A 21582-nucleotide genomic window follows, 5' to 3' on the forward strand; every position below is an offset into this window, starting at 1 on the left:
GACCGCAGACATCGAGGTCGGCGGCTTGCCCGAGGCTGCTGTCTTCACGCCCGACGGCAAGTACCTTCTCATCGGCAACTATCTGACGCAGGACTTCTCCATTCTGAAGGTCGATGGCAGTAACATCACGGACACAGGCAAGCGCTTCCAGGTGCCCGGACATCCCGCTTCGGCGAGGATGGGACCGTAAAAGCCTTCATCCATCCGTCGAGGGCTCATCGTGGGGCTCAGGTTTCGTTGGCAATGATAATTAGCTGTTGAACTGGGCAGTTTGCGGTCGACCCACGATCCGGCCCTCGGACGCGAACTCCCGGCCTGTCCCTGTGAACGGACTCCTAGCTACACCGCGTCAAAGGATGCAATGGGCCGTATCCGGACCCTTGCACGTGCCATTCCGAAGGATGGAAATTCACTGGATTTCCGCTATTTTGTGTTGAGCCGCAGTTCTGTAACGGCGATCTCGAAACGAGGTTCGCGATGACCTCCAGGTCCTCGATCAGGCGGCTCGGCGCGCCGCTCGTCGTTTTTTTTCTGACCATCTGGTCGTTGGTTCCTCCGGTCCATGCGATTGCGGACGCTGGAAAGGTTGGCGTGGTGTCCTTTGGCCTGTACGGGGATCAAGGCGTGTTTAGATCCGAGGCGACCGGCGCGGCTCAGGTCGTGGCCGGCCGTTTCGAGACGGGACCGATCAACGTGGAGTACAATTCCAAGAAAGGGGGAAATGCAACGATCGAAGCTCTGGCCAAGTCGTTGCAGACGGCAGCCAACCGCTTGGATGCCGAGAAAGATGTTCTCTTTTTGATTCTCACCTCGCATGGCTCTCCTGATGGCCTTGCAATCAAGGCGGGGCGGCTCACACAAACGCTCACACCATCTCATCTCCGCGACATGCTCGCGAAGACAGGTGTGCGACACAAGGTGGTGGTGATCTCGGCTTGTTATTCCGGGGTTTTTATCCCGCGCCTGGCGACTCCCGATGTGCTGGTCATCACCGCGGCCGATGACAAGCATTCGTCGTTCGGCTGCCAGGACAAGGCCAAGTGGACCTATTTTGGCGACGCTTTTTTCAACGTCGCGCTCCGGAAAGCCGTCAGCCTGAAGGATGCGTTTCTCGATGCGCGCTCACTCGTCCGGAAGCGAGAATTGCGGGAACATTTCGAGCCGTCGAATCCGCTCATGGCGGGCGGTGCAGACGTGCTGCCATTGCTTGTCGGACGTCCTTGAACAACCGGCCGCGAGCGCAAAGGCTATCGCTCGCGGGCGCATCGCCATTTCCGGTCACCCCCGACAAGCAGACTGTTTGGCGCTTAGACTTCGCATTCGGGCCAGTAGGCGACATGGCGCGGGTGGCCTGATATGAACGAGGCCGCCAACTGAGGCGGCCTTCGCGATGACGAGTGCGCGGGGCAGTGCCAAGCGATGCCGGACCACTCCGCCACCCTGAAAATTGGCGAGACCTTTACAGGCGCCCCCGACAAGTCTCGCGGTACCTGCGGCAATTTCCTGCGCCTTGTTCGCCCAGCTCGTTCTTGTAGAGGCAGGCCTGTCTCAATTCGGCGCACACATCCCTGCGTACTGGTCTTTGGCAGGTCTCCCGATACCTGCGGCAATTTCCTTCGCCCCGTTCCCCTAGCGCGTCCTTGTTTTCGCAGGCAAGCCGCAATTGCTCGCATTGCCCGCCCCCTCGACGGTCGTACCCTCGGACGCCTCCCGGTCCAATCTCAAAGGATTGGGAAAAGGCCGAGATCGGGATTACAAAAAGCGCAGTTGCCGCTGCGGCGCTGAATGCATACTTGCGCATTCCTTTCAACATGGCTGATCCTCCAGTTGGTATGTTCCGATGAATAGAGGGGGCCACTTCGGCGGCCTCTCTCTTGTCGATGGGAGCGGACGGAGTGGGAGTCATCGCTTCTCGCCACCGCTCCCTTAGTGCGCGCAGACCTTGATGGTCTTCATCCCGGTCTCAGCTTCAGTGCGTGTCTTGAACACCTTGCCGTCGCCAACAATGACGGCGGTTGTGGTGGTCGGCTTCTTGTCCATGATCGTGCATTTCTTCGTGGAGGTGTCTTGCACTACATAAAATTCCGTCTGGGCGGAGGCAGCGCCGGTCATGATTGCAGCGGCAGCAGCCGAAATGAGAAGCTTCTTCATTGTGTCTCCTCCATTGTGAGTATGTCCCTGCGCAAATTATCGAGCGCGTGATTCGGTTCCACGGCTGCAAACTACGGCTGGGGTTCACTACTGTGTGGAGATCCTAAAGGGATGATATGAACGCCGGCCGAACGGGCAGTTCAGAGATCGTTTATCTCGAGGTTACCGATCTTCGCCTCCGCAAGCGCACCACCCCCCAGGGGCCGACTTCGGGTTTGGGGTCACATGCTGAAGCGAAGAGACTTCACGGCCCTAATCCGCTCTCCACCTGAAAGCAGACGGTCGTTGGATGGTTGGGCGAGGCAGCTACGGGCCAACATGAGACGCTGTTCTGCTTGCGAAAGGAACTTGCGACATCTGTTCTTTGCGCGCTGAGGTAGAGGCTCTGGAGGCTGCATAGTGTGACTGATATTGATGATCCATCACGAGATACGAAAGGCCTCGACGGCCGATGCAAGTGCACTGAGCACGCTCATTCAAGATGCGGTGCGCGTATCGAATTCGCGCGACTACAATCAGGCGATCATTGAATTGATTTGTGCGAATTTCGCGCTCGACAGGGTCATCGAAAAAATGGAGCAGCGGGACGTATTCGTAGCCGCGAGTGATTGCGTCGTTGTCGGGACGGTCAGCCTTGGCCAGGGAAAGCTGCACTCTTTGTTCGTCGCTCCGGAACACCAAGGTGGAGGCATCGGAAGACGCTCAGTCGAGTATCTGGAGAGACATGCTGTCGGCAAGGGCTTGTCTGAGCTCTGGTTATCGTCCTCGATTACGGCAAAACCGTTCTATACAAAGCTCGGATACGAACTTGTTCACTTCGAAGAACGTCCGGACGGATCGACTTTTCTGATGAAGAAGCCATTGCTCTGATTACGCCCGCTTCGGGTCAACAGCGCAGGTCACGCGAATGGCTTGTCATTTCCGGTTTTCCCTGATGAGCGGACCCTTGAACGTTGCGTCCGGAATTCGCATTCGGGCCAACACCAGATCTCAGCCGATAACTTCGTGCGGCTGTCCGGCGGTGGCCGAATGATCGCACCAAGTGCTTTGGCCGTCTTGAGACTGATAGCGAGAGCGAGTCAGTCCTCTATTCCACAGGTACGTCCGCGCACGTTGGCTTCGCAGGGAGCCTCGCAAACTGTCAACCATACCGTCGATTGATTCTACTCGGGCCATAGGCAATCAGCGAGCGTTCTCTGCTCCCTGCGGGCCACTCCGACATTGGCTCAGCGCGCCCAATTGCGCTGTGCGGTCCAGTAGCCTGAACAGCGCGCGTTTCCTGAATGGCCGCTCCACGTCCCGCGGCCAACATTGCTCGAGAGTCTACCTGAGCCGGAGGCGAATTTGTCCTGAACTGTCACCGAGGCCCGAACCGCGCCGGAACGCGCCACGTGGCCTCTGAACCTGACTAGATTCGGATGTGTAACTATTCCGTCGGTGATGTTGACGGTGAAATTATAGGTCGCATCGCAAGGTCCTCTTTGCGTCACGAAAATGAGGTCCCAGGATCCGTCGAATGCAGAGCGGGCTTGCGCGACGGAGTGGAAGGTGACCAGGCAGCCCACGGTCGCCACACAGGTGAAAAGCTGCTTCATTGTTTGCTCCAAGCTGTCTCCCACACATGGCGAGCGGAGCTGGAGAGTTCAATGCGGCTCGCCGGAGGCCGGAGGAGTGTTGTCGGCTGCGGGTCGCGAGGCGACGGTCCCGGAGGCGGGACCGCGTATCCGCTTTACCTCGCAAGTGGATATCGCGGACCCCGAGTCCGCGCCTTAGTTCAGACTGCACGCTAGCAGGCGCAGGACGATCGCAAACAGCTCGCTCTGCGAGGAGATGCCGAGCCGCTCATAGGCACGCTTGCGATAGGTCAGGGTCGAATGCAGGCTGACGCCGAGGTCTTTCGAGATCGCCTCGGAGCTGAAGCCGGCGAGGATGCGCCGGCAGACCTCCTGCTCGCGCGGCGTGAGGGCGGCAAGCGGCGCGCAGCTCGCGAACAACCCGGCGAGCGTCCGGTCTGGCGTTGCAGTGTGCTGAAAATGGCGGGCAACGCTCGCGGCGATCGCCGGCGCGATCGCCTCAAGGCGCTCTCGCTGCAGGGCGCTGAAGCGACCTTGCGCGGCGATGCGGTAGAAGTTGACGTAGAAGCAGGTGTCGCCAGTCCAGATCGCAGTCGCGCATTTGTCGACGATGCCCGAATCCTGGAAGAAGATTTTCCGGTAGCGCGCGCCATACATGCGCGGCGCGAACGCAGGCAGCATGATCGGCGCGCCGCCCTCGCGCTCGAACAGCGCATCGCGGTTGGGATCGGATTCGTGGAACTGTCCGGCATAGGCCGCGCCGAGATCGCCGCCGATCGGGATGTTGCCGGCATCGAGCAGGCAGCGCGCAGCGCCGGCACGGGTCAGCGCAAACACCATGCAATGGCCGACATCGGCCTGCCGCCGCAGCGTATCGATCAGGACATTTGGGAAATCGGGGCGTCCGATGGCGAGCACCGCCGACGTTGTATCGCCAGCCGCTGGATATGCGGGCACCGGCTGAGACCGCATCGTTTTCCTCCGCAAGATGTTCTTTTGTTGGAGGATAGCAGGAACGGGATTTCGCCGGAAGTTGGAGAGCGGAACACGGCCGGTATTGCACCAGCAGCTGCTGCCTCATCCTCGCGATCAGATGGAGCGGTATCCGCCCGTTGGGCCGATGGGTTCGCAAAGAGCTCAATCAGGCGCTCGAGAATCACTCCTTTCGCAAAATCTTGTCCATCGTTTTTCCCCGGGCCAGCTCATCGACCAGCTTATCGAGATACCGGATCTCTCGCATCGTTGGTTCTTTGATATCCTCCACTCGGACGCCGCAAATCACGCCTTTGATCAGGGATCGGGAAGGATTGATCTTGGGGGCCTTTGCAAAGAAGGTCTCGAAGTCCGTCTGTTTTTCCAGTTCAGCTTCCAGCTCCTTCTGACCATAGCCCGTCAGCCAGGAGATGATCTGATCGATCTCGGCTTTGCTGCGTCCTTTCTTCTCTGCTTTCGCGACGTAAAGTGGGTAAACGCTTGCGAAGCTCGTTGTGTAGATCCGATGTTTTGCCATGGCCATTCCAGGAGTTCGCTTGTTGCAGGACTGAGACTCGAGACGATCAGGTGCTCGGCGGCGCCCCAGGTCATACGGAGGCTTGGGTCAAGAAACGCAATTCCGGCGATGCACATTTTTATTTCAGCTCGAGAATCGCCACCTTCCCGCTTCTCCGTACAGGTCCTGCGCCGCCGCCGCGTCCGGTAATCTAGCGTCGGCGCGGCGACCCTCTCATATCGATGGCGACGCAACATCTGCGGCAAGGGCGGTCGCGACAAGGCGCTGTCTGCACCAAACTCACCTGTTCCGCCGCGAGGAACCATTACATCAGCCCTGCTTTATTCGTCTGCGCCTTCAGAATTGATCAGCGGTTTGCGTTCCCCGGGGCGACCAATTGAGGGACCAGTCGATGCGCATCCTGCTCGTTGGGGGGACGGGGCTTATTGGATCGGCAATCCACGCCAGGCTCTCCGCCGACGGGCATGAATGCGTATTGGTGTCGCGTCATCCGGCGGCACCCAATGCGCACCACATCACCCTCGATGTTGCCCGGACCACCGACGCTTCGAAGTGGAAGGGCATTCTTGCGGGCGTCGATGCCGTCATCAATGCGGCGGGTGCCCTGCAGGGGCAGGACATGCAAGGCGTTCATGTCGCCGGCAGCGCGGCACTTTATGCTGCGTGTGAAAGCGCCGGCGTCCGCCGTGTCATCCTCTTCTCGGCGATCGGCAGCAATCGCGATGCCCGGACCGATTTTTCGCGCACCAAACGCGACGGCGAAGCCGCCTTGATGGCGCGGGACCTCGATTGGGTCGTGCTGCGGCCTTCAGTCGTTGTAGGGCGGCCCGCCTATGGTGGCAGCGCATTGTTGCGAGGACTGGCCTCCCTGCCGGTCCTACCGATCATGCCCGATACGGCAGCTATTCAACCTGTGCATCTCGACGACGTCGTCGACACGGTCCTGTTCTTCCTGCAACCCGGCGCGCCTTCTCGTCTCGCACTCGATCTGGCCGGTCCGCAGCGGATGGCCTTCAGCGACGCGGTCGCGCTGTTTCGCTCGTGGCTGCGCTGGAGGCCGGCTTACCGGCTGCACCTGCCTTCCTGGGCGGCTTCGGCAGCTTACCGCGCCGGGGACGTTGCCCAGATGCTGGGCTGGGCAACGCCCGTCAACTCGACGGCGCAGGCCGAGATGCGGCGCGGCGCGACCGGCGATCCCGAGCCCTGGCGTCAGGCCACGGGCATCGTGCCGCGTGACCTTGCAGCCGCGCTCGCAAGCGAGCCCGCCTCGGTGCAGGAGCGTTGGTTTGCGCGGCTGTATGCGCTGAAGCCGCTGATATTCGGCGTTTTCGGTCTGTTCTGGATCGTCACCGGCATCATCTCCCTGGGACCGGGCTGGGAGATCGGCATGTCGTACGTCCGGGAAGGCGGATTGGGAGAAAGGTTCGCTGCCCTCACCGTCATTGCGGGAGCCCTCGCCGACATCGTCATCGGTCTCGCCATTCTGTGGCGGCCGGCTAGCCTTTACGGGCTCCGGGCAGCACTGATCATCTCGCTGACCTATGTCATGATCGGTACGGCGCTGGTGCCGCGGCTGTGGGCCGATCCGCTCGGACCGATGCTGAAGATCTGGCCGGTGCTGATGCTCAATCTGGTCGCCATGGCGATCCGAGAGGATCGCTGATGCTCTATTTTCTGGTCAAGATGGTGCACATCATCGGTGCTGCGGTCCTGCTCGGCACGGGTGCCGGCATCGCTTTCTTCATGTTGGTGGCGCATCTGCGCGGCGACCTGCGCGAGATCGCGGGGGTGGCGCGGACGGTCGTGCTGGCCGACTTCCTGTTCACGGCGAGCGCCGTGGTCCTGCAGCCGATCACCGGCACATGGCTCGCTTGGTCGAGCGGGTATTCTCTTCGCGAGGGGTGGATTGCGGCGTCCATCGCACTCTATGTGGTGACCGGCGCTTTCTGGCTGCCGGTGGTGTGGATGCAGATGCGAATGCGCGATCTCGCCGTGCGTGCGGTCGAGACCGACGCCAAGCTGCCTGCCGAGTATGACCGTCTCTTCCGGTGGTGGTTCGCCTTTGGATTTCCGGCGTTCGCAGCCGTGCTGGCTATCTTTTGGCTGATGATCGCCCGCCCGGCTATTCCATATTGGGATTGAACTGACGCGGCGCCAGCTCGATTGGCCGCTCATCACGCCCGCTTCTGTTTCGCCTGCACCGGCTCCGGCGAGCTGCGAATGCACGCCTAGGAACAGAACCGGACTGGCCGAGTTCGAGCTGTCTAACCTTATCACGGAGTTACAAGATGAGCCGCGGAATGCCGTCCATGACCGCACTGCTCGGACTGCTAGCCATCGCCGGGTATCAGAACCGCGACAAGCTGGCGGAGTTGCTCAGAGGACCGGGATCTGGCTCGCTTGAACCCGCCAACACCCGCCAGCCGCTGGGCGGCCTGCTCGGCAATCTCACGGGCATGCTGAGCGGGGCGGGTGTCGGAGGATTACTGCAGGGCGGAATTGGCGAGCTGCTGGAGAAATTCGACCAAAACGGCCACGGGGACGCGGCTCGGTCTTGGGTCAGTTCAGGTCCCAACAAGGACATCTCGCCCTCGCAGTTGCGGGAAGCAATCGGCCCCGACGTGCTGGACAAGCTGGAGCGGGAAACCGGGCTGTCTCACGAGGAGATCCTCGCAAGGTTATCGCGCGAGCTTCCCCAGGCAATCGACAAGTACACGCCTGAGGGGCGTTTACCCACCTCATAGCCTTCGCACTGCCATCGTCGTTGTTTGTTCAGGAGGAGTGGAGAATGAGCATTATTTGGACCATCATTATCGGCTTTATCGCGGGGGTGATCGCAAAGTTCATCATGCCAGGTGACAACGAACCCTCCGGGTTCATCCTTACGACCATCCTCGGGATCGTTGGCGCCTTCGTAGCCACCTACCTCGGCCAAGCCCTTGGCTGGTACCGTCCTGGAGAGGGTGCCGGACTCATCGGCGCCGTGGTCGGGGCCATCATCGTGCTCTTTGTGTATGGCCTCATCGCCGGACGACAACGGCGCACGATTTGAAGAACAAAAGGCCGGGCTTTTCTCGCAGCGACCTGCGTGCGAAGCATCCTGCCTGATCAAGCTTGAGCAAAGGGCGCGCGCCGTTGACGGCCAGCGCGCCCCCTTTCTGGTCTCATCAAAGAGACTTCACCTCGGCACGGGCAGCTGCCGCAGCGTCCGTGCCGGCCTGCTTAACTCGGTCCACAACTTCGGCGCTGGTGTCGCTGATTTCTGCGACAACCGTGTCCGAGGCCTCACGCATGGCCTGCGACACCGCGCCGGCGCGCCGGTTCAGGTCGGCTTTCACATCGTCGCTGACCTCGCCGATATACTTGTTCTCGATCTCGGAGGCGCGAAACGCGCCCGCAACCGCCGCACCGATCGCGATGCCCACGAGCCCAAGCACGAGCGGCTGCCGTTCGAGCATATTGGCGAGTGATGACTTCGCGTTGTTTATGGCCTCCCTGTCCGGAAACGCATTGCCGAGCCTGCTGAATTTCTCCTGCGCGAAAGCGACGCCCTCGTCGAAACGATCTCGGACGTTGTCGGCCGCTCCCGAGACCGCATCGGAAGCGGCAGCGGTCGCGCCTCCCAAGGTTTCTCCGACGCCCGTCGACCGATCGTTGTCCATTTCAGGTGCGGTTGGGGGAGCCTCGGTCTGCTTGATCGCGGATGCCGCCGACCTGAGACCGCTCGTCCCAAGGTCGACGACAGGCGCGACGGCATCCGCAGCCGAACGCGCCGCAGTCTTAAGCTGCCGGTCGCCGGCCAACAGCCAGAGCGCTCCACCTCCGATCAGCGCGGCGGCAAGCGGGTTTTCCCGGGCAGCGGCCACCAAATTGTCCATAAAGCTGGTTTTTGTGCTGCTCATCGCACCATTCCCTTCACAGTGTCCTTATCCTTTTCGAGCTGGCCGATCGTTTCCCTGGGGGCCAGATGACGCGCATCAAGCCGGTTGATGCCAACGGCGACCAGCACGGCGGCGATGGCCGCCGCGATAATTGCCGACGTCAGATAAGAGACCGGCTCCGACCATCCCGCGGAGATCAATGCGGCGGACAGGGCGAACAGTGCCATGACGATCGCCGGGATCACCAGAACGGCACCGCCTACGATCAAGCCTAGCGCGCTGCCGATCTTTTGAAGCTTTTCGCCAACCTCCGCCTTTGCCAGCTCTATCTCGTTCTGGAAGAGCTTGGCGAACTGCGACATGGCATCGCCGAGCAGGGTCGAGATCGCCCTGAACTCGCTTTGACTGGTTTTGATATCGCGCTCGATGCTCATGGTACTGTGTTGCCCTGCGTGGATGAGGTTTGTTGGGGATTAGGGCCACGCCGCACGGACCCCTGAGACCAGGTCTGTTCTCCCGCCGAAAACGAGGTCCCGCCCGGCTTCTGACCGCTTCCCGGCGACGATCTGTTCGTCGTGTCGCGCTGCCCTGGGGATGACGAGTGTCCGCCCGATGCCTTCAGGAAGCGGACGGCCGCAAAGCCTGCCAGCACCGATATTCCGAGGAAGGCCGCAGGCTGACGTTTGGCGAAGTCGGTTGCGCCTTCGACGAGATCCCGGAAGCTCCCTTCCCGGATCTTCTGGGCGGCGTCCTCGACATAGTCGGCAGCGGAATCGATGCCACGTGCCGCGAACGGTACGTCGGTCTCGAAAGCTCGGCCGGCTTCGCGGATATTGCCCGCCAGGCGCTCGATGAAATCGGCGCCGGACCGCTGCTGCTCACGGGCCTGGCTCTGGATCTGGTCCACGGTTCCCTCCGCGACCCCCTTTGCTGCATCCGCGGCCTCACTGAATTTGTCACGCGCAAGATCAGCCGATGCCTGGAGAGCATCACCGGCGCGCTGCTTCATCTCCGCTCCGGCATCGCCGATCTGTCCTTTCAGATCCTTCGCGGTGCCTTTGTCCTGGTCCTTTGCGAACTGCGTTACGTTGTGCGGGTCCAAATCGCTCATGATGGTTTTCCTTCAAGTGTTGGTTTGAGAGGGACTAAAGGCAGCTTTGACCACGTCGCCGGCAGCCTCTTTCAATGTGTCCGCCATGTTCTGCGTCATACGGCTGGCGTGGGCGCCGAGATCAGCCTCGCCGACCTTTTGCGCCGCAACATCGGCTGCCGATGTGGTCGCGTCTTTCGCTGCCTCGAATCCGGATTGCGCCGCAGCCGCCGCGGCCTGCTTCACTCCGTCGCTTGCTCTCCCCATGACCTTGGCTTCAGCCCTGGTCTCGGGAAGAGCCGCAGCAATGATGGCGCCGACCGCGATCCCCAAGCCTCCGATGAGGGCGGCATTGTCGCCAATGGTCTGACGGGCCTGGTCAGGCGCGCTGGCAGCGGCATCCTTGGTTGCATCCATGCCGCTCTTGAGCTTTTCACCCGCGAAACTGGCGGCCCGAGCCGCGCCCGCCCGCAGATCAGCGGCAATTCCAGCGGCCTTGTCCTGCGCGTCACCAGCCATCTCGGCGGCTCGGCTTTGAGCGGAGGATAGCGTCTCCTTGGCATCGCCCTGCATGGCCCGGGCGCCCTCCGTCACCTCCTCTAGCATTCGCCCCGCATTATCCATGACCGGACCGGCGGCGTCTGCAGCGCGATCCCGCACTGTCTTCGAAGTCAGGGCAAGCCCGGCGCCGATCATCAGAAGTGGCAACGGCACACCTCGCGCCAACCGCAGCAACGGAACTCCCACTGCGGCGCCCGCGGCCACTGCGCGCATCGGATTGTCCATAATCTGTTGCTTGAGCCCTTCGACCCAACTCTGGGTCTTGTGGCTGACGTATTCGGTGACTTCGGATTTGATGTGCTGCGGCGAGACCTTGTGGCGAATGTCGTCGGCGGTGTCCGATATCTGCTCCTTTAGTCGCCCTACCGTAGCCGCCAGTTCTGCACGGTTGCGCTCGGACTCGCGTCTCAACTCCTCCACAGATCGTGTCATCGCCTTTACCCTCTTGCTTTATTTCTTGGATTTAGGGTCGAACTCACGCTTTGTTGAATCGTTCCTCGCGCTGCCTGGCGCTTGCTGGTGACGACGAGAGCGGGGAGACCAGCGCGATAAGGAGCGACGTTGACCGTCGGAGACGCGCATTGCGTTAGGGCTAGGCGCTCGTGCGTGCCGCTTTGCTCTCGATCGACAGCACGCGCCACGCGCGCCGATATCGGCCGACGCTCGAATTGCTAAACAAGGATGACGTGCGCCAACCGAGCTCGCCGCTAGAGGCAGCGCGTTGGCTCGCGAAGCTGATCGCGGCCGTCTGACGGGCCGATTGCGTCAGGCGCCGCAGTGGGCATCGCCATTTCCGCAACAACCCAAAGGGGACAAAGTTGCAATGATCGCCATCTAGCCATGATTGGATACGAAACGGGCTGCGAGGTCTGCTCCGGGTCAAAACGCCGCGCTTGTGCACTGATCACCGCATACCGGTTCAGCTGCACAGGCCCGCTAACCCGCCGCCGCCTTCCCCGCCGCGACGTTGATCGCGAGCTTGCCGCAGCGGCCGGTGAAGGACCTGCGTATCGACTTCCTCCAGCTTGATCTCGCCGTTCCTTGCGGCCTGTTTCCACGCCGCCTGCGCCGGACGTTCTGGAGCTCCGGCATCACCTCGCGGCCGAACAGCTCGAGCGATTGGCAGATGTGCTCGTGGCTCATCTTGCCGGCCTGCTTGAGCAGGGTGATCTGGTCGATATGCGTAGACTTTAGACCGTCAAGGCGGCCCCGCCGTCCCGGGACGTGCACTGCCTCTTCCAACTTGGATTCTCAGCCCACCGGTCCCAGTGTCCAATTGTCCCCTGAAAGCGGACTAACTTTTACGTCCTTAATGACTCCGAGCTCCAGGCTTGGATCGAAATGGCGCATCGTCCGCTCGTTGAAGTCAATGATGCGGCCGGGCCTGAGTGGTCCGACGTCATTTATCTTGACGATGATCTTCTTGCCGACGGCCTCGACGAGGGCAAACTTTGGCCTCACGCCAAATGGGACCCCGCCAAATCTCCGACGCAAACTCGTCTTGATGGCAGCCGTCCAGGCAGAGGGATCATAACGCTCGCCGGAGGCTGTGCGCGGACCGCCCTCCTCCTTGCCGGGCTTAAAGGGATTGTACATGGAGGCAGCGCCGACGAGCGCATTCTCGGAGCTAGCATCGACGACGGTGCTTGAGTGAACTCCCCGCGTTTCACCACGAGCAACGGTAACAGAAACGGCAAGCGCAACCAGGGCGCCGCAAAGTGCGGCGCTCGAGCGGAACAGCATCATAACTCCTATGATTTTTTCGATCGCCGGTTCCCGGCACCGCAAACAGAGCAAGCAAACGCGGAAGCGTTCATAAAGCTTGCGCCGATGTTTTGCGGATTCGTGCCAACCCCTTGGCTATGGAACCGTCGTGGGGAACCAGAGCGGTTCCCACGCAGTGTTTTAGGTTGTCGCCGACTAAGACAGAGATTGCGTCAGCAGCATGACTTACAGCCTAGCCCGCCGCGGCCCTCACCGGGGCGACGTTGATCGCGAGCTTGCCGTAGCGGTCGGTGAAGGCCTGCGTGTCGATTTCCTCCAGCTTGATCTCGCCGCTCATGACGCCCTGCTTCCAGGCCGCCTGCGCCGGATCGTTCTGGAACTCCGGCATCACCTCGCGGCCGAACAGCTCGAGCGATTCGCAGATGTGCTCGTGGCTGTTCTTGCCGGCCTGATTGAGCAGGATGACCTGATCGATATGCGAAGACTGGAATCGCTTCAGCTTCCTGCGGATGGTCTCGGGCGAGCCGATCAGGCCGCCGCGCAACGCCGCCTCCTGGGCTTGCGGATTGTCGCGCTTCCACTTGTTGTACTCGTCCCACATGTTGACCGTGCCGGGCGCGGGCCGCTGGCGGTTCTGCGCGGCGCCGTAGAAGCGCAGCGCGAACTGGAAGAAGGTGGCGCCGTCGGCGCGGGCACGCGCCTCCTCGTCGGTCTTGGCGCACATGAAGAACGAGACCAGCGCCATGTTCGGGTTGATCTCGTAATCGGCAAGCTTGGTGAGCCGCTTGGTCATCGCATTGTAGTAGGCGTGCACCCAGGCGTGGGCGGCATCGGCGCTGACGAACTGAAAGCCGAGCGCGCCGAAGCCGTGGCGGCCGGCGCGCTCGATGGTCGGCAGTTGCGAGCATGCCATCCACAGCGGCGGATGCGGCTTCTGCACCGGCTTCGGGACGACGTTGCGCAAGGGGATGTCGAAGTACTTGCCGTGATGCTCGCTGCCGCCGTCTTTGAACATCGGGAAGATCGCGGCCACGGCCTCGTCGAACACCTCCTTCTTGCTTTCCATGTCGCGCCCGAACGGCTCGAGCTCGGTGATCGACGCGCTCTCGCCCATGCCGAATTCGCAGCGGCCGTTGCTGAGCAGGTCGAGCACCGCGACGCGCTCGGCGACGCGTGCCGGGTGGTTGGTGGTGAGCTGAAGGATGCCATGGCCGAGCCTGATCTTCTGCGTGCGTTGGCTTGCAGCGGCCAGGAAGGATTCCGGCGAGGGCGAGTGCGAATATTCCTCGAGGAAGTGATGCTCGACCACCCAGGCATGGTCGTAGCCGAGCCTGTCGGCGAGCTCCATCTGCGAGAGCGCGTTCTGGTAGAGCCTGAGCTCGTCACCGGCCACCCAGGGCCGCGGCAATTGCAGCTCGTAGAAGATGCCGAACTTCATGGCGTCGCTCTCCCACATTGTTCTTGTTGGCCTCATCTTAGTGCGTGAGGCAACGCTGTCTACGGAGCAGCAATTCCGCCGTGCGGGAGAATGACTTGATTGCAGCGAACGAACGGTTAGTTTGCCAGTGGCGACTCATTTAAGTGTGGCGCCCGCTCTTCCTGGAAAGCCATGCCGACATTCACCCCGCATCAAGACGCCGCGCTCAAGGCCGTTGGCGATTGGCTGAAAGCAAAACCCGGCCGCGGCGGCACGCCGCCGGTGTTCCGCCTGTTCGGCTTTGCCGGCACCGGCAAGACCACGCTGGCGCGGCACATCGCCGAGGGCGTCGACGGTGAGGTGAAGTTTGCCGCTTTCACCGGCAAGGCGGCGCTGGTGATGCGCAACAAGGGTTGCGACGATGCCTCCACCATTCACTCCCTGATCTATCGCGCCCGCGAATCCGGCGAGGAGCAGCCGAGCTTCGAGCTGTGGGACGACGCGCCGGCCTCAAAAGCCAAGCTGATCGTGATCGACGAATGCTCGATGGTCGACGCCGAATTGGGGCGGGACCTAATGTCGTTCGATTGCCCGCTGCTGGTGCTGGGCGATCCCGCGCAGCTTCCTCCGATCCAGGGCGGCGGCTTCTTCACCAATTCGGAGCCCGACGCGATGCTGACCGAGGTACATCGCCAGGCCCAGGACGATCCGATCGTGCGGATGTCGATGGATGTGCGCGAAGGCCGCGAGCTCGACATCGGCCGTTACGGCGAGAGCGAGGTGGTGTCGCGCAAGGAGCTCGATCCCGACCGGGTCATGGGCGCCGACCAGGTGCTGGTCGGCCGCAACAACACCCGACGCGCCTACAACATGCGGGTGCGCCAGCGCCAGAACATCGAGGACGCCTTTCCGGTCGCCGGCGACAAGCTGGTGTGCCTGCGCAACAACCGCAAGAAGGGCCTGTTCAACGGCGGCCTGTGGCGCGTGAAGTCGCGCAACACGTCGCGCTCGAAATCGCGCATTCTCAGCATGCGGCTGTCGCCGGACGAGGATTTCGGCCACAAGGTGACGAAGGTCTCGGTGCGCGCCGACTGCTTCGAGGGCGGCGTCGAGCAGATCGCCTGGGAGCAGCGCAAGCCCTATGACGAGTTCGACTACGGCTACGTGCTCACGGTGCACAAGTCGCAAGGCTCGCAATGGGACGACGTCGTGCTGTTCGACGAGAGCTTTGCGTTCCAGGACTCCAGGGCGCGTTGGCTATATACGGGGATCACGCGCGCGGCGAAGCGGCTCTCCATCGTCGTTTAAGGTTCGGGGCCGAAGCGTCGTGACACTGGCCATTCCGAGCAGCTCGAACTATGGCGTGCACTTGCGCAGCTGAGAATCTCGAGCCGCCCGGAATGACGAGTTGCTCACTTCACGGACTCGTGTCCGGCATTAAGTAATAATGGCCCGGCCGGCCCGTATCTCGGGTAACGAACTGCCGCCAAGCGGGCTGTTCGCTTGACGCCAATCGCCCTACACTAACGCCTTCGAACGAGGATGCGCCATGAGCCGAATTCCTTTCCGTACCCTGTCCCTGTTTGCCGCGACCGCCGCATTGGCGTTTTCGTTCACCGTGCCGTCGATGGCCGCGGAGGATGCGGTCGTGATCCCCGCTCCCGCTATGGATGCAGCGCCCGCGAGCGGAATCCAGACCGCCGTCGTCGCCGGCGGCTGCTTCTGGGGCGTTCAGGGCGTCTTCCAGCACACCGCGGGCGTCGTCAACGCCGTCTCCGGCTATGCCGGCGGCACCAAGGCGACTGCCGACTACCAGACCGTCTCGAGCGGCCGCACCGGTCACGCCGAGTCCGTCGAGATCAAGTACGACCCGAAGAAGATTACGTACGGAAAGATTCTCCAGATCTACTTCTCGGTGGTGCACGATCCGACCCAGCTCAACCGGCAGGGCCCTGACGTGGGCCCGCAATACCGCTCGGCGATCTTCACCACCTCCGACGAGCAGAAGAAGGTGGCGGAGGCCTATATCGCCCAGCTCAACGCGGCCCGGGTCTTCAACAAGCCGATCGTAACCAAGGTCGGCGCGCTGGAGGCGTTCTATCCGGCCGAGGCCTATCACCAGGATTATCTGACGCTGCACCCGAACCAGCCTTACATCGCCTATAACGACATCCCCAAGGTCGAGAACCTGAAAAAACTGTTCGCGGATAATTACATTGAAAAGCCGACGCTGGTGAATGCCAGCAAGGCCACCAACTGATCACGACATGACGCGAGAAACGGGAGACCCATGCCCGATCCCAAGACGAAAACAACTGACGACAAGCTCATCAAGAGCGAAGAGCAGTGGCGGCGCGAGCTGACGCCGATGCAGTACGCGGTGCTGCGCGAGAAGGCGACTGAACGTCCCTTCTCCGGCGAATATGAGCACGACGAGCGCGCCGGCACCTATGTCTGCGCCGGCTGCGGCAACGAGCTGTTCTCTTCGGATGCCAAGTTCGATTCCGGCTGCGGCTGGCCGAGCTTCACCCAGCCCGCCGTCGAGAGCCATATCGACGAGGAGCGCGACACCAGCCACGGCATGATCCGCACCGAGGTGCTGTGCGCCAAGTGCAGCGGCCATCTCGGCCATGTCTTCCCCGACGGCCCTGGGCCAACCGGCCTGCGTTACTGCATCAACTCCGCCGCGCTGAAGCTCGAGCCGAAATAAACTCGGGGCATCACCGGTTCCGTTACGGAACCCGGCGAACGCAATGGGCTTTTCTTTCGTGGCGGTGCGGCCATCGCATTTGGCGCCTGTCAGGGGAGAATGCCATGTCACTCGGGACCATCCTGATCATCCTGGTGATCATCTACCTGCTGGGCGGGCTCTCCGGCCGGATCGGCGGTTATGGCTATGGCCTCGGCCATTCCGGCATGGGGATCGGCGGCGTCGTGCTCGTGGTGCTGGTCGTGCTGTTGCTTCTCGGCAAGTTGTAAATCATGCAACGCTTTGAAATTGTTTGATTTATCGCGCGCGCGGGGCTGCCATGCGCGGATTCATCATCTCGCATCGCGGGGGTCGCATTTTTGTCAAATCGGCCTATATTAGTGGACGAAAATGCCATGTGCGGCGGGCCCGCTCGATTGCGGCCTCTGCCCTCCCCAACCCCACGCGCTTAAAGCCCCAGAGAAGATCACGAGGTCTTTGACCATGCGTCCACTGCGTCCGTTCAACTTCAACACCTCCGCCGAACTCTTCCCCGCCGCGATCCGCAAGAAGAAGCGCGCGGGCTTCACCTATCGCCGGTTCGGCACCGCGGCCGAAGCCGTGCAGTTCGCGATGGAGCAGTTGCCGACGGATTCGCTGAACGGCGCCTATCTCCAGGTCGAGGAAGCGCGCTTCGACCAGAACGGCATCCGCTCGCTCTATGAGAGTGAGGCCTTCCCGTTGCCCCGCCGTCGCAAGCCGGCGGAGACCGATGCCGACGCGGCGTAAGCTTTCGTAAAGCCATGTGACGCGGCGTAAGCTTTCGTAAAGCCATGTAATGTGCGCTGAAAGTAATGTGCGCTGAAAGCGCGATGGCCGAAGGGCCGTCGCGCTTTTTGCGTTTCCCCCCGCCCCGCTTGCGGGGATGGGCGAAGAATGCGCGCGACGCTTAAATCCGCGGCTGCTTCTCCAGCCAGCGGCGGAGCAGCCGCACGTTGCGCATGTTGGCGCGGAACATGACGTCGAAGGCGTCGCCCGCGAACGGGACCAGGCCGAACACGCCGTCAACCGCGACATTGCCGAGCATGCGCGCCGTGATGTACCAGGGCGCGCCCAACGCCCTCGCCTCGCGCACCAGCCACAACGAGATCGCGGTGGTGATGATGTCGCCGACGACCGGGATCAGCCCGATCAGCCCGTCGATACCGTAGCGGATATTGGTGCCGGGCAGGATGAAGGCAACGTCGAGCAACTTTGCGATCGCCTCGAGCCGCGCGATCCGCTGCTCGCGCGTCAGATTGCCGAACGGATTGCCTTGCCCGAATTCGAAGCGAAACTCGCGAAATCCCTGCTCCAGCGTCTCAGGGCGGATCTCGTGACCCTCCTGGTCGATGATCGGCCCGCGCGCTTGCTTAGCCGCAAAGGTCGCATGCGAGCCGCTTCCCGAACGGGATCGGCGCGGAGCAAGGATGTCGTCGTCGGACATGGACATGGCTTCCAAAGAACGCGCCGCGGCGGCGGAGGTTGCTGGGCCGCGCCCGAAGGTCGCGCACTCAGGTTGGTGCGGTCACTGCCTGCGGCTCCTCGACATATCTATGCACGAACCAGGATGAAATCACTGCCGGTACGAACCCGACGAGGCCGTACAGGATGAACTGCACGGCGCCCGAATCCGGCCCGCGCGAGCTGTAGGTCATCGAGGCCAGGACGAAGGCGAACAGACCGACCAGCAGCATCCGCAGGACCGGGCCGATCCGTCTGATGTGGATTAGGATGTCGTCGACCGCGCCGATCATCAGCGAGGGCAGGAAGCCGAACAGATAGCTGTATTGCAGGGTCTTGAAGAAGACTGCGAACAGCTTGCCGACCTCGCCGAGGCTGGTCTGGGTCCAATAGCCGGACTGATAGGTCGTCGTGAGCAGCAGCAGGAACCCGCCGACGAACGGACCGACCAGCGCAAACACCAGATAGCGTTTCATCGAGCACCCTCTTAACTTCGACAGCCTTATAGCAGCGCCGGCGGGAACCTTGAATAGCGGGGCGCAGGCTGCGCCTGAAGGGAACAAGTGGCAAAGCGACGAGTTCATGCAGGACCTGAATTGTCCCTGTCAGATTGGAGCCCCGATGCCCCGTAGACTTGTTCTGGCGACATTCGCGCTGGCAGCCCTGACGGGTCTGTCGAACGCACCTGCTCTCGCCCAAGGCCACATGGGCACGCCGCAGGAGCAGAAGGCCTGCTCGCGGGATGCATCGCGCCTGTGCCGCAAGGACCTCGGCAATGACGGTGCGGTTCAGAGTTGCCTGCAAGCCAACCGGGCCAAGCTGTCGAAGTCTTGCAGCAAGGTGTTTCAGAGTCACGGAATGTGAGGACCGGAACCCGCGAACGGAGTGTGAAGCCATGCTGCGCGATGAACAACTCTCGATCCTGCGGGACATCAGCCAGTCCGTTGCCTTCGCCGACGATCGCCACGGCAAGATCGGCGAACTGATCGCCGATGGTTATGTGATGAAGGACGGCGATCTGTTCGAACTCACGGCCAAGGGCGTCAGCGCGGTCGAAGAACACGCCGCATCACTCGGCACGAGCGATGCGGCGCAAGCGAGCCCTCGCCCTGATCGGTTGATCTGACCGCGCGCGCCGGCTTTGCGTGACTCGCGCGCAACAATTGCAAATTCCTTCACGCAGACCATTGCAGCTCCGTGACAATGGCGCATACTTCGCTCGGGCGGCGCAGCACTTTCGATTCGAACATCAAGTAATCGAGCGACCACATGCGGGACCAAAGTTCCCGACGTGAAGGCTGTGACATGCGGCAGATCAAGCCGCGTGCGGCGCCCCAAAATCAAGTGGCTCAAGCCCACGAACTCGGGGACCCATTCCGCATGACACGCTATCAGACGATCGCAACTCTCTTCGCCGTCGCCGCCACCGCCATCGCATTCCAGACATCACCTGGTCTCGCCTTCTCGTCCGAAGCGCAGCAGATGTGCTCGGGCGATGCGATGCGGCTGTGCTCCAGTGAAATTCCCGACATCCCCCGGATCAGGGCCTGCATGGTGCGGAACAAGGCACATGTCAGTCCCGGCTGCCGCGCCGTAATGGACCGCGAGCACGCCGCATCGCGCAAGCGGGAAGCCGCCGCGCAGTAAGGCCGTTCAATTTCGATTGCACCGCTGACCGCGAGAGAGCTCGCTTCACCTCCCGTAGGGAGAGGTCGGAGCGCATCGCAGATGCGATCCGGGTGAGTGGTTGCAGTCTCACAAAATGGCGCGGCCCCTCACCCGGATTGCTGCAATCCGAGATCTCCCTGCTGGGGAGAGGTGAAGAGCTCAATCGCCCCACTGCGCGAACGCGTCGTTGAAGACGCGCTCGCCGGGGGCGCCCTTCTCGATCGCGATGATGGCGCGGCGCTGATTGGCGTAGACCAGCGGCACGTCGAACCAGGAGCGCTCCTTCAGGAGCTGGACGTTGCGGGCGCGGTCGGCGTCGACATTGGAAAGGCCGACCAGGAAGAAGCCATCGGTGACCTTGACGGCGAGGCCGGCGAGCGGCGTACCGCGCGCCTGCTCGTTCGACTTCATCAGGATGCCCGGCACGTTGGAGACGCTGCCGCCCGGAAAGTCCTGCGGAAGGATGAAGGTCAATTCCGCGGTGTGGCTCGCCGGCAGCGAGGAATCGGTGTTACGGCGGAACGACATCGTCATCTTGAACTTGCGGTCGGGGATCTCGATGTCGGCGCGCACGGCGATGTCGGCCTTCTGGTTGCCGGACGCCTTGATCGGCTCCAGCCGCCATACCACCGAGCCGACATATTGCTTGCCCTTCGGATCGGACGGATCCTCGTCGTAGAGCACGACCTTCTGCGCCACCGGCGCGACCGGCTGGTCGCTCGCCGAAGGCTGGCCGACCCGATCCGGGATCTTCGGCTTGGTCTGCGGCTGGGCCGGATTCGGCGCCTCCACCACCTGGGTCGCGGACGGCTTGAGAAAGCCGTTGACGATCTGGACCAGCTGCTTGCCCCAGAGGATGCCGGCCCCAACCAGGATCAGCACGATGCCGACCGCGATCGCGCTCTTGAACGGGAAGGCGGAGCCGGTGCGGACGCGCTTCTTGGCGTCGCGCTCGGCTGCAATGCGCGCACGCTGCGACGGCGGCTGCGGCGTGTAGCGCTCGGCCTCCTCGACCGACTCGTCGTAGGAATAGGGCGCCTCGGACTCGCCGGTGCGGTCTTCCAGGCTCGGCTCCAGCCGGTCGAACTCCGGCGAGGGCGAGGGCACGTTGGCGTAGGTGCGGCGCGCGGCGCGGCTCGCCTGCGCGGCGGCGCCGCCGAGATCGTTGGCATCGGCCGTGATGTCGCGGAAGCCGCGCACGCCCGGTGCGGGTGGTAGCGGTGGCGGCGGGCCCATGTCCGGCGGGCGGCGCGCACCCGCGCGATCGCGTCCGGCCGGTGGAGGCGTCTGCGGCTCCGCCGTCGGCGGCGGAGCGGACGGGCCGGGCTGGCGCGGGGCGTCGAAACGCGGCGCACGCGGCGGCCGCGGCGCGTCGCCCTGATCGTCAGCACCAAAGGACGGGCGGTCGGCACGCGGCGGCGTCGGGGCCGGACGCGCGCGCGGCGGGGCCGGCTGAGATGCGGGAGCGTTGCCTTCGGCCGCGCGGGCGCTAGCCCGGCGGAAGGCATCGCCGCTGCCGCCAGGGCGAGTGCCCCCACCGGGGCGCGAGGCCTCGCGGGCGCGCTGGGCGGCCTCCGATTCGACCTTGCGGACGGCCTCTTCCAGCGACAGCCGTTCGCGGGTGATCTCGGATTCGGAGAGCGGCGGCTGCACGCTGCGGAGCTGCGCGATCAGCGCCGTGCGCGCCCGCTCATAGAGCGCGCGACGGCTTTCGCCGGGAGCGTTGGGGTCCAGGGCGGCAATAGCGCGGGCGATCAGCGGATAGTAATCAGCCATTTCAACTCAACTATACGCGCGTCCTGGTAAGATATCG

General features: G+C 62.6%; 27 protein-coding genes and 1 pseudogene. 15 read left to right on the top strand and 13 right to left on the bottom strand.

Going from position 1 to position 21582, the window contains the following annotated elements:
* Both IVA92_RS02030 and IVA92_RS02035 read left to right on the top strand, forming a co-directional pair.
* Positions 1 to 190 (top strand): annotated as a pseudogene (locus tag IVA92_RS02030) (YncE family protein); the annotation flags it as partial.
* Between the two features lie 287 nt (positions 191 to 477).
* Positions 478 to 1224: a C13 family peptidase gene (locus tag IVA92_RS02035; RefSeq protein WP_247280111.1), complete on the top strand. Its 747-nt coding sequence runs from the start codon at positions 478 to 480 to the stop codon at positions 1222 to 1224.
* Between the two features lie 702 nt (positions 1225 to 1926).
* On the opposite strand, the gene IVA92_RS02040 is transcribed toward IVA92_RS02035, so the two are convergent.
* Entirely contained in the window at positions 1927 to 2151 is a 225-nt protein-coding gene (locus IVA92_RS02040; protein ID WP_247280112.1) for a hypothetical protein, read from the bottom strand.
* Positions 2152 to 2565: 414 nt separating this feature from the next.
* Here IVA92_RS02040 and IVA92_RS02045 point away from each other — a divergent pair, with 414 nt between their 5' ends.
* Positions 2566 to 3021, top strand: a complete 456-nt coding sequence (locus IVA92_RS02045; protein WP_247280113.1) for a GNAT family N-acetyltransferase — start codon at positions 2566 to 2568, stop codon at positions 3019 to 3021.
* A gap of 899 nt (positions 3022 to 3920) precedes the next feature.
* Here the strand turns inward: IVA92_RS02045 and IVA92_RS02050 are convergent.
* Positions 3921 to 4697 (bottom strand): helix-turn-helix transcriptional regulator, encoded by a 777-nt coding sequence (locus IVA92_RS02050; RefSeq protein WP_247280114.1) that lies wholly within the window; start codon positions 4695 to 4697, stop codon positions 3921 to 3923.
* A gap of 184 nt (positions 4698 to 4881) precedes the next feature.
* Positions 4882 to 5235: a DUF2200 domain-containing protein gene (locus tag IVA92_RS02055; protein ID WP_247280276.1), complete on the bottom strand. Its 354-nt coding sequence runs from the start codon at positions 5233 to 5235 to the stop codon at positions 4882 to 4884.
* Positions 5236 to 5626: 391 nt separating this feature from the next.
* Between IVA92_RS02055 and IVA92_RS02060 the strand changes: the two genes are divergently transcribed.
* The 4 genes from IVA92_RS02060 to IVA92_RS02075 all read left to right on the top strand — a co-directional run bounded on the left by IVA92_RS02060 (position 5627) and on the right by IVA92_RS02075 (position 8287).
* Positions 5627 to 6898: an SDR family oxidoreductase gene (locus IVA92_RS02060; protein ID WP_247280115.1), complete on the top strand. Its 1272-nt coding sequence runs from the start codon at positions 5627 to 5629 to the stop codon at positions 6896 to 6898.
* Complete coding sequence (locus IVA92_RS02065; RefSeq protein WP_247280116.1) at positions 6898 to 7377, top strand: DUF2269 domain-containing protein; 480 nt, start codon at positions 6898 to 6900, stop codon at positions 7375 to 7377. Before IVA92_RS02060 ends, IVA92_RS02065 begins: the two co-directional genes overlap by 1 nt.
* Positions 7378 to 7523: 146 nt before the next feature.
* A complete protein-coding gene (locus tag IVA92_RS02070) occupies positions 7524 to 7979 on the top strand; it encodes a YidB family protein (protein ID WP_247280117.1) in 456 nt (151 codons plus the stop codon).
* Positions 7980 to 8023: 44 nt separating this feature from the next.
* Positions 8024 to 8287, top strand: a complete 264-nt coding sequence (locus IVA92_RS02075) for a GlsB/YeaQ/YmgE family stress response membrane protein (RefSeq protein ID WP_247280118.1) — start codon at positions 8024 to 8026, stop codon at positions 8285 to 8287.
* Positions 8288 to 8402: 115 nt separating this feature from the next.
* Here IVA92_RS02075 and IVA92_RS02080 read toward each other — a convergent pair whose 3' ends face one another.
* The 7 genes from IVA92_RS02080 to IVA92_RS02110 all read right to left on the bottom strand — a co-directional run bounded on the left by IVA92_RS02080 (position 8403) and on the right by IVA92_RS02110 (position 13930).
* Complete coding sequence (locus IVA92_RS02080; RefSeq protein ID WP_247280119.1) at positions 8403 to 9137, bottom strand: hypothetical protein; 735 nt, start codon at positions 9135 to 9137, stop codon at positions 8403 to 8405.
* Entirely contained in the window at positions 9134 to 9550 is a 417-nt protein-coding gene (locus IVA92_RS02085) for a phage holin family protein (protein ID WP_247280120.1), read from the bottom strand. Before IVA92_RS02085 ends, IVA92_RS02080 begins: the two co-directional genes overlap by 4 nt.
* Positions 9547 to 10227: a hypothetical protein gene (locus IVA92_RS02090; RefSeq protein ID WP_247280121.1), complete on the bottom strand. Its 681-nt coding sequence runs from the start codon at positions 10225 to 10227 to the stop codon at positions 9547 to 9549. The genes IVA92_RS02085 and IVA92_RS02090 overlap by 4 nt, the downstream gene beginning before the upstream one ends.
* 12 nt (positions 10228 to 10239) lie before the next feature.
* On the bottom strand, positions 10240 to 11187 hold the full coding sequence (locus IVA92_RS02095; protein ID WP_346015533.1) for a DUF3618 domain-containing protein: 948 nt from the start codon (positions 11185 to 11187) through the stop codon (positions 10240 to 10242).
* Positions 11188 to 11703: 516 nt separating this feature from the next.
* On the bottom strand, positions 11704 to 11997 hold the full coding sequence (locus IVA92_RS02100; protein ID WP_247280123.1) for a hypothetical protein: 294 nt from the start codon (positions 11995 to 11997) through the stop codon (positions 11704 to 11706).
* A 21-nt stretch (positions 11998 to 12018) separates the two neighbouring features.
* Positions 12019 to 12513 carry a septal ring lytic transglycosylase RlpA family protein gene (locus tag IVA92_RS02105; protein WP_247280124.1) on the bottom strand — a complete coding sequence of 165 codons (495 nt, stop codon included), beginning with the start codon at positions 12511 to 12513 and terminating at the stop codon, positions 12019 to 12021.
* Positions 12514 to 12724: 211 nt separating this feature from the next.
* Positions 12725 to 13930 (bottom strand): LLM class flavin-dependent oxidoreductase, encoded by a 1206-nt coding sequence (locus tag IVA92_RS02110; protein ID WP_247280125.1) that lies wholly within the window; start codon positions 13928 to 13930, stop codon positions 12725 to 12727.
* A gap of 171 nt (positions 13931 to 14101) precedes the next feature.
* On the opposite strand from IVA92_RS02110, the gene IVA92_RS02115 reads away from it, so the two are divergent.
* From IVA92_RS02115 to IVA92_RS02135, 5 genes are all read left to right on the top strand, one after another.
* Positions 14102 to 15217: an ATP-dependent RecD-like DNA helicase gene (locus IVA92_RS02115; RefSeq protein WP_247280126.1), complete on the top strand. Its 1116-nt coding sequence runs from the start codon at positions 14102 to 14104 to the stop codon at positions 15215 to 15217.
* Positions 15218 to 15458: 241 nt separating this feature from the next.
* Positions 15459 to 16169, top strand: coding sequence for a peptide-methionine (S)-S-oxide reductase MsrA (gene msrA / locus IVA92_RS02120; RefSeq protein ID WP_247280127.1), 711 nt, complete (start codon positions 15459 to 15461; stop codon positions 16167 to 16169).
* A gap of 30 nt (positions 16170 to 16199) precedes the next feature.
* Positions 16200 to 16619, top strand: a complete 420-nt coding sequence (msrB, locus tag IVA92_RS02125) for a peptide-methionine (R)-S-oxide reductase MsrB (protein ID WP_247280128.1) — start codon at positions 16200 to 16202, stop codon at positions 16617 to 16619.
* Positions 16620 to 16723: 104 nt separating this feature from the next.
* The gene (locus IVA92_RS02130) at positions 16724 to 16888 is read left to right on the top strand and encodes a DUF3309 family protein (RefSeq protein WP_060737078.1); all 165 of its coding nucleotides are present in this window, start codon (positions 16724 to 16726) and stop codon (positions 16886 to 16888) included.
* Between the two features lie 214 nt (positions 16889 to 17102).
* Positions 17103 to 17387 carry a hypothetical protein gene (locus IVA92_RS02135; RefSeq protein WP_247280129.1) on the top strand — a complete coding sequence of 95 codons (285 nt, stop codon included), beginning with the start codon at positions 17103 to 17105 and terminating at the stop codon, positions 17385 to 17387.
* A 160-nt stretch (positions 17388 to 17547) separates the two neighbouring features.
* On the opposite strand, the gene IVA92_RS02140 is transcribed toward IVA92_RS02135, so the two are convergent.
* On the bottom strand, positions 17548 to 18090 hold the full coding sequence (locus IVA92_RS02140; RefSeq protein WP_247280130.1) for a DUF4112 domain-containing protein: 543 nt from the start codon (positions 18088 to 18090) through the stop codon (positions 17548 to 17550).
* 61 nt (positions 18091 to 18151) lie between these two features.
* On the bottom strand, positions 18152 to 18577 hold the full coding sequence (locus IVA92_RS02145; RefSeq protein WP_247280131.1) for a DUF5413 family protein: 426 nt from the start codon (positions 18575 to 18577) through the stop codon (positions 18152 to 18154).
* A 145-nt stretch (positions 18578 to 18722) separates the two neighbouring features.
* On the opposite strand from IVA92_RS02145, the gene IVA92_RS02150 reads away from it, so the two are divergent.
* From IVA92_RS02150 to IVA92_RS02160, 3 genes are all read left to right on the top strand, one after another.
* Complete coding sequence (locus tag IVA92_RS02150; protein WP_247280132.1) at positions 18723 to 18965, top strand: hypothetical protein; 243 nt, start codon at positions 18723 to 18725, stop codon at positions 18963 to 18965.
* Positions 18966 to 18996: 31 nt separating this feature from the next.
* Positions 18997 to 19227, top strand: coding sequence for a hypothetical protein (locus IVA92_RS02155; protein ID WP_247280133.1), 231 nt, complete (start codon positions 18997 to 18999; stop codon positions 19225 to 19227).
* Positions 19228 to 19406: 179 nt separating this feature from the next.
* Entirely contained in the window at positions 19407 to 19748 is a 342-nt protein-coding gene (locus IVA92_RS02160; protein WP_247280134.1) for a hypothetical protein, read from the top strand.
* 180 nt (positions 19749 to 19928) lie between these two features.
* Here IVA92_RS02160 and IVA92_RS02165 read toward each other — a convergent pair whose 3' ends face one another.
* The gene (locus IVA92_RS02165) at positions 19929 to 21545 is read right to left on the bottom strand and encodes a hypothetical protein (protein WP_247280135.1); all 1617 of its coding nucleotides are present in this window, start codon (positions 21543 to 21545) and stop codon (positions 19929 to 19931) included.
* Positions 21546 to 21582: the final 37 nt, after the last annotated feature.

The sequence above is a fragment of the Bradyrhizobium sp. 154 genome (assembly GCF_023073875.1).
Classification (GTDB): Bacteria; Pseudomonadota; Alphaproteobacteria; order Rhizobiales; family Xanthobacteraceae; genus Bradyrhizobium.